This is a genomic window from Salmonella sp. K21076 (genome assembly GCF_039650795.1).
Classification (GTDB): domain Bacteria; phylum Pseudomonadota; class Gammaproteobacteria; order Enterobacterales; family Enterobacteriaceae; genus Salmonella; species Salmonella enterica.
Genome location: NZ_JBCLYA010000047.1, coordinates 242,453 through 258,866, shown reverse-complemented (window position 1 = coordinate 258,866; position 16,414 = coordinate 242,453). Strand labels below are relative to the sequence as shown.

At 55.7% G+C, this 16,414-nt stretch carries 12 protein-coding genes; 5 read left to right on the top strand and 7 right to left on the bottom strand.

The features are described from left to right. Nucleotides 1-196: 196 nt before the first annotated feature. Entirely contained in the window at nt 197-2,113 is a 1,917-nt protein-coding gene (gene mtlA / locus AAYN39_RS16080; protein WP_000093287.1) for a PTS mannitol transporter subunit IICBA, read from the bottom strand. 474 nt (nt 2,114-2,587) lie between these two features. On the opposite strand from mtlA, the gene AAYN39_RS16075 reads away from it, so the two are divergent. From AAYN39_RS16075 to selB, 3 genes are all read left to right on the top strand, one after another. Then, nucleotides 2,588-3,196 carry a glutathione S-transferase gene (locus AAYN39_RS16075; RefSeq protein ID WP_000766681.1) on the top strand — a complete coding sequence of 203 codons (609 nt, stop codon included), beginning with the start codon at nt 2,588-2,590 and terminating at the stop codon, nt 3,194-3,196. A 98-nt stretch (nt 3,197-3,294) separates the two neighbouring features. Then, on the top strand, nt 3,295-4,686 hold the full coding sequence (gene selA / locus AAYN39_RS16070) for an L-seryl-tRNA(Sec) selenium transferase (protein ID WP_000200188.1): 1,392 nt from the start codon (nt 3,295-3,297) through the stop codon (nt 4,684-4,686). Next, complete coding sequence (selB, locus tag AAYN39_RS16065) at nt 4,683-6,533, top strand: selenocysteine-specific translation elongation factor (protein WP_000582376.1); 1,851 nt, start codon at nt 4,683-4,685, stop codon at nt 6,531-6,533. Before selA ends, selB begins: the two co-directional genes overlap by 4 nt. A gap of 284 nt (nt 6,534-6,817) precedes the next feature. On the opposite strand, the gene AAYN39_RS16060 is transcribed toward selB, so the two are convergent. Next, a complete protein-coding gene (locus tag AAYN39_RS16060; RefSeq protein ID WP_001188270.1) occupies nt 6,818-7,699 on the bottom strand; it encodes an ROK family protein in 882 nt (293 codons plus the stop codon). A 168-nt stretch (nt 7,700-7,867) separates the two neighbouring features. Here AAYN39_RS16060 and aldB point away from each other — a divergent pair, with 168 nt between their 5' ends. Beyond that, complete coding sequence (gene aldB / locus AAYN39_RS16055; protein WP_000183998.1) at nt 7,868-9,406, top strand: aldehyde dehydrogenase AldB; 1,539 nt, start codon at nt 7,868-7,870, stop codon at nt 9,404-9,406. Between the two features lie 117 nt (nt 9,407-9,523). Here the strand turns inward: aldB and AAYN39_RS16050 are convergent, their stop codons facing one another. Next, nucleotides 9,524-11,479 carry a glycoside hydrolase family 127 protein gene (locus AAYN39_RS16050; RefSeq protein ID WP_001101526.1) on the bottom strand — a complete coding sequence of 652 codons (1,956 nt, stop codon included), beginning with the start codon at nt 11,477-11,479 and terminating at the stop codon, nt 9,524-9,526. A 263-nt stretch (nt 11,480-11,742) separates the two neighbouring features. Here AAYN39_RS16050 and AAYN39_RS16045 point away from each other — a divergent pair, with 263 nt between their 5' ends. Then, nucleotides 11,743-12,555 carry an AraC family transcriptional regulator gene (locus AAYN39_RS16045; RefSeq protein ID WP_000891802.1) on the top strand — a complete coding sequence of 271 codons (813 nt, stop codon included), beginning with the start codon at nt 11,743-11,745 and terminating at the stop codon, nt 12,553-12,555. 160 nt (nt 12,556-12,715) lie between these two features. Here the strand turns inward: AAYN39_RS16045 and araD are convergent, their stop codons facing one another. Genes araD through AAYN39_RS16025 form a run of 4 tightly spaced genes read right to left on the bottom strand, consistent with a single transcriptional unit; the run spans nt 12,716 to nt 16,413 of the window. Then, nucleotides 12,716-13,411 carry an L-ribulose-5-phosphate 4-epimerase gene (araD, locus tag AAYN39_RS16040; RefSeq protein ID WP_000893174.1) on the bottom strand — a complete coding sequence of 232 codons (696 nt, stop codon included), beginning with the start codon at nt 13,409-13,411 and terminating at the stop codon, nt 12,716-12,718. Further along, nucleotides 13,405-14,265: an L-ribulose-5-phosphate 3-epimerase gene (locus AAYN39_RS16035; protein ID WP_001244034.1), complete on the bottom strand. Its 861-nt coding sequence runs from the start codon at nt 14,263-14,265 to the stop codon at nt 13,405-13,407. The genes araD and AAYN39_RS16035 overlap by 7 nt, the downstream gene beginning before the upstream one ends. Beyond that, nucleotides 14,258-14,920, bottom strand: coding sequence for a 3-keto-L-gulonate-6-phosphate decarboxylase UlaD (ulaD, locus tag AAYN39_RS16030; protein WP_000089538.1), 663 nt, complete (start codon nt 14,918-14,920; stop codon nt 14,258-14,260). The genes AAYN39_RS16035 and ulaD overlap by 8 nt, the downstream gene beginning before the upstream one ends. After that, complete coding sequence (locus AAYN39_RS16025; protein ID WP_000074072.1) at nt 14,917-16,413, bottom strand: FGGY-family carbohydrate kinase; 1,497 nt, start codon at nt 16,411-16,413, stop codon at nt 14,917-14,919. The genes ulaD and AAYN39_RS16025 overlap by 4 nt, the downstream gene beginning before the upstream one ends. Nucleotide 16,414: the final 1 nt, after the last annotated feature.

Here is a 16,414-nt window from a genome sequence, read left to right as displayed (position 1 = left end):
TACCCGAGAGGGCTGGGGTGAGGCTTTTCCCTCAACCTAACCCTCTCCACAAGAGAGAGGATATCGCCTTCATATTTAGAACTGCAGATGCGTTGGCTCTCCTCGCTCACCCCAGTCACGTACTTATGTACGCTCCTGGGGATTCACTGCGTTGCCGCCTTCCTGCAGCTCGAACTATTTTGGGGATACTTAACTGTTAAGCTTTTTTACCTGCCAGCAGTTCCAGCACTTCATCCACGCTGGTGGTGTGCGCCAGACGTTCGATCACGGATTCATCATCCAGCGCGTTGGTCAAGCTGGTGATGACCTGGATGTGCTCATTGTTACGTGCGGCGATACCAATGACCAGACGGGCAATATCGTCTTCTTCTTCACCGAAGCGTACGCCTTCCGGATACTGGCAGAACACCACGCCGGTTTTCAGCACGCGGTCTTTAGCTTCTACGGTACCGTGCGGTACCGCGATGGATTCACCGAGGTAAGTCGGCGTCAGCTTTTCGCGGTCCAGCATCGCCTCGACGTATTCCGGCTCAACATAGCCGCCTTTCACCAGTTGTTCACCGGCAAAGCGAATCGCCTCTTCTTTGTTAGCGGCTTTACGGCCCAGGAAGATATTCTCCGCGCCCAGCTTGAACAGGTTGTTATCGCCCTCTTCAAAGCTATCTTTCAGATGATCGCGGACTTTCTCTTCATTAGTATTGTGGCGCTGTGCGGCAACCAGACGTTCGGTCAGGCTGGTGTACAGGCCGCTATCCAGGAAGTTGGTCAGCGAAATATGCTGCGCCTGCGGTACCTGACGCATAGCACGTTCGGTCAGGTCGCGGTGAGTAATGACCAGATCCACATCCGGCGGCAGATTGTTAATGGCGCTGTTGGTGACGGAAATCTGAGACAGACCCGCATCCTGTACTTTCTTACGCAGTACCCCTGCGCCCATCGCGCTGGAACCCATACCGGCATCGCAAGCTACGATGATTTTACGCACATGGCTGAGGTCATTGGTGACGTCGCCAGCCGCCAGCGGAGAGGCGCCTTTAGATTCCGCTTTCATGTCATGCATACGACGGGTGGCCGCTTCAATATCATCTTCTTCTTTCACTTTGCTGGTTTTCAGCAGAATTGCAGACACCACGAAGGAGACCGCCATTGCCGCCACGATGGCCGCGATGTTAGCGAAGTAAGCGCCTTTTGGCGTCATCGCCAGTACCGCCAGAATGGAGCCTGGAGACGCCGGAGAGACCAGACCGCCGTTCAGGATGGTCAGGGTGAATACGCCGGTCATACCGCCGAGAATCACCGCCAGAATCAGGCGTGGGTTCATCAGCACGTACGGGAAGTAAATTTCGTGGATACCGCCTAGGAAGTGGATAATTGCCGCGCCGCCCGCAGACTGTTTAGCGCTGCCGCGACCGAAGAACATGTACGCCAGCAGGACGCCCATCCCCGGACCCGGGTTAGCTTCAATCAGGAAGAAGATGGATTTACCCATCTCATGGGACTGCTGGATACCCAGCGGTGAGAAGATGCCGTGGTTAATCGCGTTATTGAGGAACAGGATTTTCGCCGGTTCAACAAAAATGGACGCCAGCGGCAGCATATCGTGCGCCACCATGAAGTTAACGCCCGCCGCCAGAATTTTGGACAGGACTTCAACCGCCGGACCAATACCGAGGAACGCCAGGATGGCGAGGATCATACCGATGATGCCAGCGGAGAAGTTGTTCACCAGCATCTCAAAACCGGATTTGATCTTACCGTCTACCCAACTGTCGAATTTCTTAATGCAGTAGCCGCCTAATGGACCGGCGATCATCGAGCCGAGGAACATCGGCATATCCGCGCCGACAATAACGCCCATGGTAGTAATAGCGCCTACCACGCCGCCGCGTTCGCCGCCAACCAGACGACCGCCGGTATAACCGATGAGCAGCGGCAGCAGGTAGGTGATCATCGGACCAACCAGTTTCGCCAGCGTTTCGTTAGGCAACCACCCTGTTGGAATAAATAATGCGGTGATAATACCCCACGCGATAAACGCGCCGATATTAGGCATCACCATATTGCTGAGGAATCGACCAAAGCTTTGCACTTTGATCTTAATATCGGATGACATAAAAACACCCCTTCTTATGTTGCTGTCGCGCAGGCTGAAAGCCCGAGGTTTGTTAATGTAGCGGCAGAGGTAGCCGGACCCTGTAGTGTAGATACTGCGCAATCTGGCACTGAATCGTTCAACTGTCCAGACAAGGATAATTTATGTGATTTGCGTCACATAAATATAGGGGTAGAGAGGTAATTTATGTGATATTGATCACAAAGTTACTGTGTAAAAAAACAACGAATCTCATTTTTAGCCCTTAAAAGGCTATTTTATGTGAGATATTTCACACTTTTATTTTGGTGCTTTGTTGAATTTTTGTGATCCTCTTCACATGAAATTTTAAGCCCGGGTAACGTCAATACGATCCGACAAACATTTTGTCGCGAGCCCTCTCACGTTATGTCATTCAGCAACTTCCTTTTGTGTCTCTTTTCGTCTTATTTGAGCCATACTATGATTTTTACTGGTTGGCAAAAAGGACACGGCATGAAACTCATCGGTAGCTACACCAGCCCTTTTGTGCGCAAAATCTCTGTTCTGCTGCTCGAAAAGGGTATTACCTTCGAATTTATTAATGAACTACCTTACGAGGCGGATAACGGCGTGGCGCAATACAACCCTCTGGGTAAGGTGCCAGCGCTGGTGACGGAGAAAGGGGAGTACTGGTTCGATTCGCCGATCATCGCGGAATATATTGAACTGCTGGATATCGCGCCAGCGATGCTCCCGCGTGACCCGATGGCAGCGCTTAAAGTTCGCCAGCTTGAAGCGTTGGCTGACGGCATTATGGATGCAGCGTTGGTGTCTGTACGCGAACAGGCGCGCCCGGCGGCGCAACAATCGGAAACGGAACTGCTGCGCCAGCGGGAAAAAATCAACCGCAGCCTGGATATGCTCGAAAGTTATCTGAGCGACGGGACGCTAAAAACGGATACGGTCAATCTGGCGACTATCGCGATTGCCTGTGCGGTAGGCTATCTCAACTTCCGCCGGGTCGCGCCCGGCTGGTGTGTTAGCCGCCCCCACCTGGTCAAACTGGTCGAAACGCTTTTTCAACGCGAAAGCTTTGCCCGCACCGAAGCGCCAAAGGCTTGACGCGCATTATGTCCGCCTGAGCAAACTCACGTTACAATCCCCCTTATGTCGATATCCCTCTCCCGCCAGGAGAGGGCCACCAACAGCCAGGCATTTTCATGACAAGCGAAACGCGTACACTCTACAGCCAGCTTCCTGCTATCGATCGTTTATTGCACGATAGCGCCTTTCTTTCTCTGCGCGATCGGTATGGCCATACCCAGGTGGTTGATCTGCTTAGGCGGATGCTTGACGACGCGCGCGACGTCATACGGAATACGCAAACGCTTCCCGACTGGTACGCAGACTGGGCGCAAGAGGCGAAACTCCGGCTGGAAAATGCGGCGCAAAGCGCGCTGCGCCCGGTGATTAACCTGACGGGGACGGTGCTGCACACCAATCTTGGCCGCGCATTGCAGGCGCAAGAAGCGATTGAGGCGGTAACGCAGGCGATGCGCGCGCCGGTGACGCTGGAATACGATTTAGATGGCGCCGGGCGGGGGCATCGCGACCGGGCGCTGGCGACGCTGTTATGCCGTATCACCGGGGCGGAGGACGCCTGTATCGTCAATAACAATGCGGCGGCGGTATTGCTGATGCTGGCGGCGACCGCCAGCGGCAAAGAGGTGGTGGTTTCGCGTGGCGAACTGGTCGAAATCGGCGGCGCGTTTCGTATTCCGGATGTTATGCGCCAGGCGGGCTGTACGCTGCATGAAGTGGGCACCACCAACCGGACGCACGCGAAAGATTACCGTCAGGCGGTAAATGAAAATACCGGGCTGTTGATGAAGGTGCATACCAGTAATTACAGCATTGAGGGCTTTACCAAAACGGTAGAGGAAGCGGAACTGGCGGAAATCGGGCGAGAGCTGGATATTCCGGTGGTGGCGGATCTGGGCAGCGGTTCGCTGGTGGATTTAAGCCAATATGGCTTACCCAAAGAGCCGATGCCGCAACAGCTCATTGCCGCAGGCGTCAGCCTGGTAAGCTTCTCCGGCGATAAGTTGTTGGGCGGGCCGCAGGCCGGGATCATCGTCGGCAAAAAAGCGATGATTGCCCAACTGCAAAGCCATCCGCTGAAACGCGCTCTGCGCGCGGATAAAATGACGCTGGCGGCGCTGGAGGCAACGTTACGTCTGTATCTGCACCCGGAAGCGTTGGCGGAGAAATTACCCACCCTGCGTCTGTTAACCCGCAGTGAAGCGTCGATTCGCGAACAAGCGCAGCGGTTACAGGCGCGGTTGGCGGCACGTTACGGCGATGAATTTGCGCTGGAGGTTAAACCCTGTCTGTCGCAAATCGGCAGCGGTTCATTACCGGTAGACCGCCTCCCCAGCGCCGCCATGACCTTTACCCCGCACGACGGGCGCGGTAGTCGGCTGGAGGCGCTGGCGGCCCGCTGGCGCACGCTGCCTGTACCGGTCATTGGCCGAATTTATGATGGCCGTTTATGGCTGGATATGCGCTGTCTTGAAGACGAAAGCCGGTTTATGGAGATGATGCTGAAATGATTATTGCAACTGCCGGACACGTAGACCACGGTAAAACGACGTTGCTCCAGGCGATTACCGGCATTAATGCCGATCGCCTGCCGGAAGAGAAAAAACGCGGGATGACTATCGATCTGGGCTACGCCTATTGGCCGCAGCCGGATGGTCGTGTGCTGGGCTTTATCGATGTGCCTGGGCATGAAAAATTCCTCTCTAACATGCTGGCGGGCGTAGGCGGTATCGATCACGCTTTGCTGGTGGTCGCCTGTGATGACGGCGTTATGGCGCAAACGCGCGAGCATTTACAGATCCTACAGCTGACGGGCAATCTCCAGCTCACCGTCGCGCTGACCAAAGCCGATCGCGTGGACGAGGCGCGTATCAGCGAAGTACGTGAAGAGGTGCTGGCGGCGCTCGACAACTATGGCTTCGCCGATACCGTTTTATTTGTCACCGCCGCCAATGAAGGACGCGGTATTGCAGAACTTCGCGCTCATTTACAGCAGCTTCCTGCACGTTTACACGCCGCGCAGCATCGCTTCCGTCTGGCTATCGACCGTGCGTTTACGGTGAAAGGGGCGGGACTGGTGGTGACCGGAACGGCGTTGAGCGGAGAGGTAAACGTGGGCGATACGCTATGGTTGACCGGCGTTAATACGCCGATGCGCGTACGAAGTCTACACGCGCAAAATCAGCCTACCGACCATGCGTATGCCGGGCAACGTATTGCGCTCAATATTGCGGGCGATGCGGAGAAGGAGCAGCTTAACCGCGGCGACTGGCTGCTTTCCGATGCGCCGGCGGGGGAGGCTTTTTCCCGGGTGATCGTTTCTCTGGCGCTTCATGCGCCGCTTTCCCAATGGCAACCGCTACATATTCACCATGCCGCCAGCCATGTGACCGGTCGCGTCTCTTTGCTGGAAGGCGCGCTGGCCGAGCTGATCTTTGATACGCCGTTGTGGCTGGCCGATAATGACAGACTGGTATTGCGTGATATTTCCGCACGCGCCACCCTTGCCGGCGCACGCGTGGTGACGCTTAACGCGCCGCGCCGCGGTAAACGTAAGCCAGATTATTTGCACTGGCTTTCAACGCTTGCCGATGCGCAGGACGATAGCGCAGCGTTGGCCATTCATCTGGAACGCGGGGCCGTCAACCTGCCGGATTTCGGTTGGGCGCGTCAGCTTAATCCTCTCGGTATGCGTCAGCTTATTGAGCAACATGGTTTTATCCAGGCCGGAGACAATCTGTTAAGCGCGCCCGTCGCCGCCCGCTGGCAGCGTAAGATTCTTGATACGCTGGCGACCTACCACGAACAGCACCGCGATGAACCGGGGCCGGGACGCGAGCGTTTACGCCGCATGGCCCTGCCAATGGAGGATGAAGCGCTGGTTCTGATGCTGATCGAGCGGATGCGCGACGAGGGCCTGATTCATAGCCATCACGGTTGGTTGCATCTGCCGGATCATAAAGCGGGATTTAGCGATGAGCAGCAGGCCGTCTGGCAAAAAGTCGAACCGCTATTTGGCGATGAGCCCTGGTGGGTACGCGATCTGGCGAAAGAGACCGGAACGGAAGAACAATTGATGCGGCTGGTGCTGCGGCAGGCGGCACAGCAAGGCATCATTACCGCGATCGTAAAAGATCGGTACTATCGTAACGATCGGATTGTCGCTTTCGCCAATATGATCCGCGAGCTGGATCAAGAGAGAGGATCAACCTGTGCGGCGGATTTTCGCGACAGGCTGAATGTAGGGCGGAAACTGGCCATTCAGATTCTTGAATATTTTGACCGGATTGGATTTACACGACGTCGTGGGAATGATCATTTATTACGTGATGCGTTATTATTTCCGCAAAAAGAATGAAATGGTTAAATTAAATAACAAATGAAGCAATACAATTATTGCGTTGCTTTATAAAAAGCACATCAGCAAATGAACCTGATGTGCTTTTTATTTTTCTGGCTTCTTAAAATAGCCATCGTGAGCCTATTATCAGAATAGTTTTGCCCATATTCTTTGCGCCTTATTCAGGCGACTCACGACGAGATTGTGGAACTTTATCGCGCGGCGATGTAACGCCTTTGCCCGGTGGCGCGGACGCTTACCGGGCCTGCGTAGACGATGCAGGCCGGATAGGGCGTAACACGTTATCTTCGGTCGAGCTTTTGCTGCGCCAGCCAGACGGCGCCCAGCCTGCCTGCCTGATTTCCCAGTTGGCAGGGCTGAATCGGCACCTGGAGCGCCTCCCACATTTCAAACGTTTCAAGATGCCGCGTCAGGAGCGGGTAGAGCTTTTCCTGTTCGCTTATTCCTCCGCCGATCAGCACCACGCCCGGATCAAACATAGAGATCACGCTGTAAACGCCGCGTGACAGATAACGCGCCCAGTCATTGACCGCCTCACGCAGATGAACATCGGTCGCCATTCGTTCGAAGATCACATCCGCAGGCGGCATCTCTTCTGCAGGCAGCGCCAGAGCCTGGCGGCACGACGCCATTAATCCGCTGGTTGACGCGATTTTATGCATACTTTCGCCATTATTCCCGACCGGCATGACGCCGAATTCACCGGCGTGGAAATGTGCGCCGCGATACAGTTCTCGTCCGACGATAATACCGCCGCCAATGCCGGTTCCAATGGTGATACAGACCAGATTGTCATAATGCTGCCCGGCGCCTCGCCACATTTCGCCCAGCGCCGCGCAGTTCGCGTCGTTCTCCACGACCAGCGGCAGATCGGTTAGCCCGCTGAACAACTCCATCAGGTTGACGTCATCCAGGTATGCCAGCGCGCCCGCTTTTGCCGCATGACCGTTATGGGGATTAATATGGCCGGGGAAACTGACCCCGATTGCCGCAATGTCATAGTCCTGCTGGCAACGCGCCACCACATCCTGCCATTTGCGGGTAAACGTGGAGGCGTCCTCTGGCGTATCGAATTGATGATGGGTTAATTCTTCGCCGTCACTGTTAATCACGCCATATTTGACGTGAGTTCCTCCCACATCAATACCGATATATTGCTGCATAGTGTTCTCCGTACGTTAAACAGGCACCTGTTTAGTATGGCTAAAACCAGACGGAGAAACGTAAAGGAAAGTAATTCGTGATTGCTGTCGTAAAGCGAGAAACCATTGGCGAAAAATTCACCAGTACCGTCTACCCTTGTGGAGTACCTTTACAATAAGGAGTTGGTCATGACGAACAATCCCCCTTCAACACGTATTCAGCCAAGTGAATACGGGTACCCACTGAAGTTAAAAGCCCGCTATGACAATTTTATTGGCGGTGACTGGGTTGCGCCCGCCGACGGCGAATATTATCAAAACCTGACGCCAGTGACCGGCCAGCCGCTATGTGAAGTCGCTTCCTCCGGTAAAAAAGATATCGATTTAGCGCTCGACGCCGCGCATAAGGCGAAAGATAAGTGGGCGCATACGTCAGTACAAGACCGTGCCGCTATCTTGTTTAAGATCGCCGATCGGATGGAACAAAACCTCGAACTGTTGGCGACAGCGGAAACTTGGGATAACGGTAAACCGATTCGTGAAACCAGTGCCGCCGACATACCGCTGGCGATCGATCATTTCCGCTATTTCGCCTCCTGTATACGTGCGCAGGAGGGCGGGATCAGCGAAGTTGATAGCGAAACCGTGGCCTACCATTTTCACGAACCGCTTGGTGTCGTGGGGCAGATAATCCCGTGGAACTTTCCGCTGCTGATGGCAAGCTGGAAAATGGCGCCAGCGCTGGCGGCAGGTAACTGCGTGGTGCTTAAACCGGCACGCCTGACGCCGCTTTCCGTTTTACTGTTAATGGAAGTCATTGGCGATCTGTTACCGCCGGGCGTTGTCAACGTCGTGAACGGCGCGGGCGGCGAGATTGGCGAATATCTGGCGACCTCAAAACGTATCGCGAAGGTGGCGTTTACCGGTTCGACGGAAGTGGGTCAACAGATCATGCAGTACGCCACGCAGAACATTATTCCGGTGACGCTGGAGTTAGGCGGCAAGTCGCCCAATATCTTCTTCGCCGACGTGATGGATGAGGAAGATGCGTTCTTTGATAAAGCGCTGGAGGGATTTGCCCTGTTTGCCTTTAACCAGGGCGAGGTGTGTACCTGTCCAAGCCGTGCGCTGGTTCAGGAGTCCATCTATGAGCGCTTTATGGAGCGCGCTATTCGCCGGGTGGAGAGCATTCGCAGCGGGAACCCGCTAGATAGCGGTACACAGATGGGAGCGCAGGTCTCTCACGGCCAGCTTGAGACTATCCTCAATTATATCGATATCGGTAAAAAAGAGGGGGCCGATATTCTGACCGGTGGGCGACGCAAGGAACTGGATGGCGAACTTAAAGAGGGCTATTACCTTGAGCCTACCATTCTGTTTGGTAAGAATAATATGCGCGTCTTTCAGGAGGAGATCTTTGGCCCGGTGCTGGCGGTAACCACCTTTAAAACCATGGAGAAGGCGCTGGAAATCGCTAACGATACGCAATATGGCCTGGGTGCTGGCGTCTGGAGCCGCAACGGCAATCTGGCCTATAAGATGGGGCGCGGCATTCAGGCCGGGCGCGTATGGACCAACTGCTATCACGCCTATCCGGCACATGCGGCGTTTGGCGGCTATAAGCAGTCGGGCATCGGGCGCGAAACCCATAAGATGATGCTGGAACACTACCAGCAAACCAAGTGCCTGTTGGTGAGTTATTCCGATAAGCCGCTGGGGCTGTTCTGACGCAAGAGGTAATGCCCGATGGCGCTGCGTTTATCAGGCCTACAAGAATTTATCGCAATATACTGATATTGCAAATCTTGTAGGCCGGATAAGGCGCAGCCGCCATCCGGCACAGTATTACCGCTCGTTAATCCAAATCCGCATTTCGCCCTCGCCACGGTTGGCCCAGCTAAACCACGGAATGAATGTTAGCGTCTGCGGCTGACGCGATGACGGCGCGTTATCGTAGTGCCACAACGCCTGATGCTGCGCATCCGCGGCGCTTTGCTTCTCGCCTTCGGCCTGAATCAGCATCTTATGCGCAAAAAGCCCTTTGCCCTCAAAGACCCGGAACTCACTCTCTTTCGGTAGCCACAGATTATGCAGTTCTTCGCCGTTATCGGCCTGCTCAAGGCAATAGACCAGCGGCCCGCGCTGAATAGCGACCTTACCGGCGACGTGACGCGCCAGCGGATTGCCATACACGCGGCGAACCGGCATCGGCAGCGTCAGGCTTATCGTATCGCCCTCCTGCCAGGTTCGACGGATATGCAGATAACCTTTGCGAATATCCTGCTCCACTTCCAGCCCGTTGAGCGTCACTTTTGCCTCAGGGCACCAGTCCGGCAGACGTAGCGCCAGCGTGTGACGTACCGGCTGCACAGAATCGATGGCGATCTTCACCTGCTCATGCCACGGGTAGTTCCCGCTGATTCGCAGTTTGAGCGCGCCATTTTCAACCGGTATTTCCATGCTGTTACCCACGTACATATTGATGTACAGCGCATCCGCACGCGGCGTGTAGATGTAGTGACCAATGGACGTGAGTACGCGGGCGATATTCGGTGGGCAGCAGGCGCAGCCAAACCAGCGCTGGCGGATGGGTTTAACGTGATCGTAGATATGGTTGAATTTTAACGATTTTGGATGCACTTCCAGCGGGTTGACGTAGAAGAAATGCTTGCCGTCGAGCGCCATACCGCCGAGGACGGTGTTGTACAGCGCGCGCTCCATCACGTCGGCGTACTGGCTATCGGCTTCCATTTCCAGCATCCGGCGGGCGAACATCATCAGGCCGATTGAAGCGCAGCTTTCCGCATAGACCGAATCATTCGGTAAATCGTAATCGCTGCTAAAGGCTTCGCCGCTGCTTTGTGAACCGATGCCTCCGGTGATATACAGCTGACGCTGCGCCATATTTTTCCACAGGCGCAGGCAGTCCTGGCGTTTGCCTTCATCGTTGCTCAGGCGAGCGAGATGCGCCACGCCAGTCATCAGATAGACAAAACGTACCGCGTGGCCGATTGCCGTCTGCTGCTGCGAAATTGGCAGATGCGCCTGGCTGTAGGCTTTGTCTTTGACCATCCACGCCGGGCCGTAGGTATGCCAGTAAGAGGTTTGGCCGCGTTTTTCGTACTCTTCGTCGTAGAAGTGCGGTTGGGCGCCGCGCTGCCCGATAAAGTAACTTGCCAGCGTCATATAGCGCGGCTGCTCTGTTACCTCATACAGACGCATCAGCGCCAGCTCAATTTCCGGGTGGCCCGGATAACCGTGCAGCTGATTTTCGCCAGGGCCGAAAGTGCTGTCGATATGATCGGCCAGACGACAAACGACGTCTAGCAGCCGACGCTTGCCGGTGGCCTGAAAGAAGGCGACGCCCGCTTCAATCAGATGCCCGGCGCAATAAAGCTCATGGCACTCCGCCAGGTTGCTCCAGCGTTCTTGCGGGGCTTTTGCCGTAAAGTACGTATTGAGATAGCCATCGTCACACTGCGCGGCGGCCACCAGTTCAATCACCTCATCGGCGGTTTTCTCAAGCTCTGGGTCGGGTTTTTGGCACAGTGACCAGGCAACCGCTTCCAGCCATTTCGCCACGTCGCTGTCCTGAAAGACCATGCCGTAAAAGTCGCCCGTCTGCTGGCCTGCGGCAATGCGGAAATTTTCAATGGCATGGCTGGGTTCAGCCTCTGGAATACGATCGTTTAACGCATCCCACTGGTAAGGAATAACCACATCGCGAACCAGTTGTTGATACTGTCCGAGTAACGGATCGCTGACCGTCAGTTTATGCAGATCGACTTCCAGTACGTTCATTTCGTGCTCCTTAAGGCTGTAGAGGTCATAGATATTCCTCGCTGACGGGGTATTTTATGGCAGTAATTTTTATTTTCGCGTTATGACCTGATTCATTTTGCCCAGATAGCGGTGAGCGACAAGGCGATAAAAGAGTAAAAAAAGATGACGATTCCGACTCGTATTTAAAAATGTGAGATGGATCGAGTGAAATGACTATTTTTAGTTAATAATCAAAAAGTAATATGAAATACGGTGCTGAATGAGCGGGAAATAACATATTAATGCTCGAATTATCCATAACATTACCGATTAAAGTCCAAAACGGCGGATTATTTATTTCTCGCGGCATTGGGCGTCATCCTGCCAGGCGTCTGCAATCGTGGGAAATTATATTTGTGGAAAAAGGCTGCCTGAAAATTCAGGAAGAATGTGTTTTCTGTGTCGAAGCCGGGGAAAGCCTGTTGCTTTGGCCGCATCGCCGCCATATTGGCGTTGAGGAGTTTCCCGCCGATCTTAAATTTTACTGGCTCCATTTTGAGGTCAAAGCGCCGGACAGCGACCCGCGCTGGCTGACGCATCTTTCCGTGCCGCAGCATACCCAGGTTGCCGATCCGCAGGCGCTGATTGCGCTTTTTCGCCAGTTTATGAACGAGCAGGAAAAGCACCAGCGCAGTCCGGCGCTGGAGTTCATCGTGCTGCTGATTTTGCAGCAGCTCACCGTTGACGCCCGGCAGAATGAAAACGCCGAGGCCGCTGGCGTGTCGCTGGCCTGGAAAGCGCAGCAGCTGATTCGAACGCACTATCACCTGCCGCTTTCCAGCGCGGTTCTGGCGAAAGAACTGCATTGCAATGTGGATTATCTGGGACGCGTTTATCGGCGGGTATTTCACCTTACGCTAACGGAAGCCATCCACCGCCAGCGGGTGCGCGAGGCGGAAAAGTTGCTGATTAGCGACGCGCGTTCGTTAAAAGAGGTGGCGGAGCGGTGCGGTTTTAATGACGTTGGTTACTTTCGCCAGATCTTCCGCAAGCACACCGGCCTGACGCCTACCGCCTGGAAGCGGCGCTACAGTAAGGAACACGTTAATTCTTGAGTATAATCTTTGGCCCTCTGACAACGCGGTTGCAAACTGAATGCCCGATGGCGCTTTGCTTATCGGGCCTACAAGAGTTCATCACAACGTATTGATATTGCAAATCTTGTAGGTCGGATAAGGCGCAGCCGCCATCCGACACAGGCTGTGACTGCCGATATTACTGCCCGTAATAGGCGTTCGCGCCATGTTTACGCAGATAGTGTTTATCGAGCAATTCCGGCTGCATATCCGGTAGCTGCGGGGCCAGCTGGCGCGAGAACAGCCCCATATAGGCGCACTCCTCAAGCACCACGGCGTTGTGGACGGCATCGGCGGCATTTTTACCCCAGGCAAACGGGCCGTGTGAATGAACTAATACCGCCGGGATTTGCGCCGGATCGAGACCGCGCTCTTCAAAGGTTTTAATAATCACCTCGCCGGTCTGATACTCGTACTCGCCGTTAATTTCCTCAACGGTCATCAGCCGGGTACAGGGGATCGCGCCATAGAAATAGTCGGCGTGGGTGGTGCCCCAGGCGGGCAGATCGAGCCCGGCCTGCGACCAGATCGTCGCATGGCGGGAATGGGTATGCACGATCCCACCGATCTGCGGATAGCGGCGATAGAGCGCCAGATGGGTCGCGGTATCGGACGACGGTTTTTTGTTGCCTTCAACGACCTTACCGCTGGCGATCTCTACCACCACCATATCGTCGGCGGTCATCACCTCATATTCGACGCCGGAAGGCTTAATGACCATCAGCTTGCGCGTCTCATCGACCGCGCTGACGTTGCCCCAGGTAAAGGTGACCAGCCCGTGCGCCGGGAGGGCCAGGTTGGCCGCCAGCACCTCGGCTTTCAGTTGCTCTAACATGTGAAACCTCCTTCCTGCATCCGTGATTCAATCCAGCGGCGGGCCTGGATAATTTCCAGCACCGGCTCGCTGGCTTTCTCTGTCCACATCTCAATCAGAAATGAACCGCGATAGTTCAGCTCATGCAGCGTTTTGAAGATGCTGACAAAATCAACGCATCCTTCGCCAAACGGCACGTCGCGGAACTGGCCGGGGTTGTCACCGGTCACCGGCAGCGTGTCTTTCAGGTGGATCGCGGCGATACGGTCGATACCCAGCTTCAGCTCGGCGGTCACGTCGTTCCCCCAGGCGCTGAGGTTGCCGACGTCTGGATAAACGGTGAACCACGGTGACGAAAGCATCTCGTCCCACTTTTTCCACTTGCTGATGGAGTTCATAAACGCGGTATCCATGATCTCCACCGCCAGCATCACCTGCGCCGCTGCGGCCTGTTCCACCGCCCACGCCAGCCCTTCGGCGAAACGTTGCTGGGTGCCTTCGTCGTGCTCTTCGTAATAGACGTCGTAACCTGCCAACTGGATGGTGCGGATCCCCAGGTCGCGCGCCAGGCGAATGGCTTTGGTCATGATTTCACGCGCCCGCTGGCGTACCGCTTCGTCGCGGCTGCCAAAAGGGAAGCGACGATGGGCGGAGAGGCACATCGACGGGATGGCGACGCCGCTTTCCAGCATCGCGTTCACCAGCGAAGCGCGTTGGGCCGAGGTCCACTCCAGGCGTGAGAGACGTTCGTCGGTTTCATCCACCGACATCTCAACAAAATCAAAACCGCAGCTTTTTGCCAGCACCAGCCGCTCTGGCCAACTGAGATCTTTCGCCAGTGCTTTCTCGTAAATACCTAATGGATGATTACGCATGCTTTTCTCCCCAAATGGCGTCAATTTGGGCGTGGAATTCGGCGGCGACCTGCGCCGGATGGGCGGCACCTGCCAGCGCACGTCCGGCGATAAATGCCTTAACGTTAATGTCGCGGAACAGCGGCAGATCCGCTGGGGTAATGCCGCCGGTAATCGATAGTTCAAGGCCGATGTCGGACAACGCCTTCATACGCGCCAGGTCCGCTTCTCCCCACTGCTGCCCGCTGGCCTGCGCATCGTGTCCGCGGTGGTAAATCGCCTGGCGAACCCCGACGCGATACCAGTCTCGGGCGTCGTCCAGCGTCCAGTTGCCGAACAGTTCCATTTGAATTTCACCGCCGCAGGATTGCGCGACGGCATGGCCTTTCTCGACGGTCGCGAGCGGCGCGGCGCAGATGATAGTCATCCAGTTAGCGCCAGCGCTAAAAGCCTGCTGCGCCAGGGTTTCACCGGCATCGGCCACTTTCCAGTCGGCGACGATGATTTTTTCCGGGCACTGCGCTCGCAGGGCTTTCACCGCGCTAAGGCCTTCGGTTAAACAAAGGATGGTTCCGGCCTCAACGATATCGACATGATCCTGTAGCAGGGCGACATCGCGCTGGGCTGCTTCCAGACTGGTGTGGTCGAGCGCCAGTTGCAGTAATGGTCGGCTCATAATGCGTGCTCCTTAATACGGGCGTGATAGCCCTGTAGTGCTTCAATCAAATCCTGGTATTGGCGGTATTTGCGCTGGTAGAGGGCGTGCGCGGTCATGTCCGGCAGCAGCGTGCGTACCGGGTGCTGCAGGTCGCGTTGGGCCTCGTGGAAATCGCGATATACGCCGGTGCCGACGCGGGCTGCCAGCGCCGCGCCGAAGCAGCCGGTCTCCTCCACCTGCGGCAGCTCGATGCGTAACCCGCTGACGTCCGACAGCATCTGCATCCAGACGTCGGAGTGGGCCGGTCCGCCGGTAACGCGCAGGGCGCAAACCTCGGTAAAGCGTTCACGCATGCGGTTGAGGTGGGTCATATGGCTGAAGACCACGCCTTCATAGAGCGCCTGTAGCAGGTGCGCGCGGTTGTGCAGCGCCTGCATGCCATAAAAGCCGCAGGTCATCTCCAGCCCGGCATTGCTGCCGTAGAGAAACGGGAGAAAAAAAAGGTCGCTACCGGCTTTCGGCAGGCTGGCAACCGCCTGGTTGATCTCGTCAAAAGAGAGGTAGCCCCACTGGGCGGTGAACCATTCAAGGTTGCCGGAAGAGGTCGGGCTGGCTTCGTGAACGATATACTGCCCGTCATTGACGTAGCGGCCATAGACGTAAGGATGGGCCTCATGGTCGCGCAGACCGTGAGCGATGCCGCTGGTGACGGCCCAGGTCCCCATCACCGCATTGAGCGTTGATTCATCCTCAATACCGGCGCAAAGGGCGGTGGAAACCACGTCAAACAGGCCGCCGACGACGGGGGTACCCGCCGCCAGACCGGTGATAGCGGCCGCCTGAGCGGTGATCTCCCCGCATATTTCGGCTGAACCCACCACGGGGGGCAGCGCGCTATCGATTTCACTGATGCCCAGCCATTCGGTCAGGCGCGGGTCGTACTGGCCCGTCGCCATGTTGTAGAGGTTGGACTCGGAGATATTGCTCTCCTCACAGCCTTTCACGCCGGTTAAGCACCAGCGCAGATAGTCATGCGTCATCATGACGCTGCCTATCTGCGCGTAGCGCTGCGGCTCATTCTCTTTTACCCAGCGTAAAAGGGAGACCGGATGCCCGGTCCACAGGGTTTGCCGGGTCAGTGGGTAGAGTTTTTGCGGAACCGCTTCTTTTTGCCAGCGCTGGACAATTTCCATGGCGCGACGATCGGAAGAGAGTATCGCTTTACCTAATGGCCGATCGCTTTTATCTAACAGGAACAGGCCTTTCCCTTGGGCTGAAATACCCAGACCGCGGATTTGTGAGCCGCTCACCCCCGTGTGCGTCAGCAGTTTGCTGATGACCGAAGCGCACTGTTGCCACAGTTCGGTCATATCGCGTTCAACCCAGCCTGGCTGCGGGCTTAAAGCGTGCAGCGGCAGGCGTTGCACCGCTACTTCCCGGCCTGCGCCATCGTACAACCCGGCTTTTAGCCAACTCCCACCACAATCTAACCCCAGCCAGTAATTGCTCATG

Excerpts from the sequence above, each read along its gene's own strand:
- mtlA (WP_000093287.1), bottom strand. The coding sequence starts at position 2,113 with ATGTCATCCGATATTAAGATCAAAGTGCAAAGCTTTGGTCGATTCCTC.
- AAYN39_RS16035 (WP_001244034.1), bottom strand. The coding sequence starts at position 14,265 with ATGCGTAATCATCCATTAGGTATTTACGAGAAAGCACTGGCGAAAGAT.
- AAYN39_RS16050 (WP_001101526.1), bottom strand. The coding sequence starts at position 11,479 with ATGAACGTACTGGAAGTCGATCTGCATAAACTGACGGTCAGCGATCCG.
- AAYN39_RS16025 (WP_000074072.1), bottom strand. The coding sequence starts at position 16,413 with ATGAGCAATTACTGGCTGGGGTTAGATTGTGGTGGGAGTTGGCTAAAA.
- AAYN39_RS16060 (WP_001188270.1), bottom strand. The coding sequence starts at position 7,699 with ATGCAGCAATATATCGGTATTGATGTGGGAGGAACTCACGTCAAATAT.
- AAYN39_RS16045 (WP_000891802.1), top strand. The coding sequence starts at position 11,743 with ATGCTCGAATTATCCATAACATTACCGATTAAAGTCCAAAACGGCGGA.
- selA (WP_000200188.1), top strand. The coding sequence starts at position 3,295 with ATGACAAGCGAAACGCGTACACTCTACAGCCAGCTTCCTGCTATCGAT.
- araD (WP_000893174.1), bottom strand. The coding sequence starts at position 13,411 with ATGTTAGAGCAACTGAAAGCCGAGGTGCTGGCGGCCAACCTGGCCCTC.
- selB (WP_000582376.1), top strand. The coding sequence starts at position 4,683 with ATGATTATTGCAACTGCCGGACACGTAGACCACGGTAAAACGACGTTG.
- aldB (WP_000183998.1), top strand. The coding sequence starts at position 7,868 with ATGACGAACAATCCCCCTTCAACACGTATTCAGCCAAGTGAATACGGG.
- ulaD (WP_000089538.1), bottom strand. The coding sequence starts at position 14,920 with ATGAGCCGACCATTACTGCAACTGGCGCTCGACCACACCAGTCTGGAA.
- AAYN39_RS16075 (WP_000766681.1), top strand. The coding sequence starts at position 2,588 with ATGAAACTCATCGGTAGCTACACCAGCCCTTTTGTGCGCAAAATCTCT.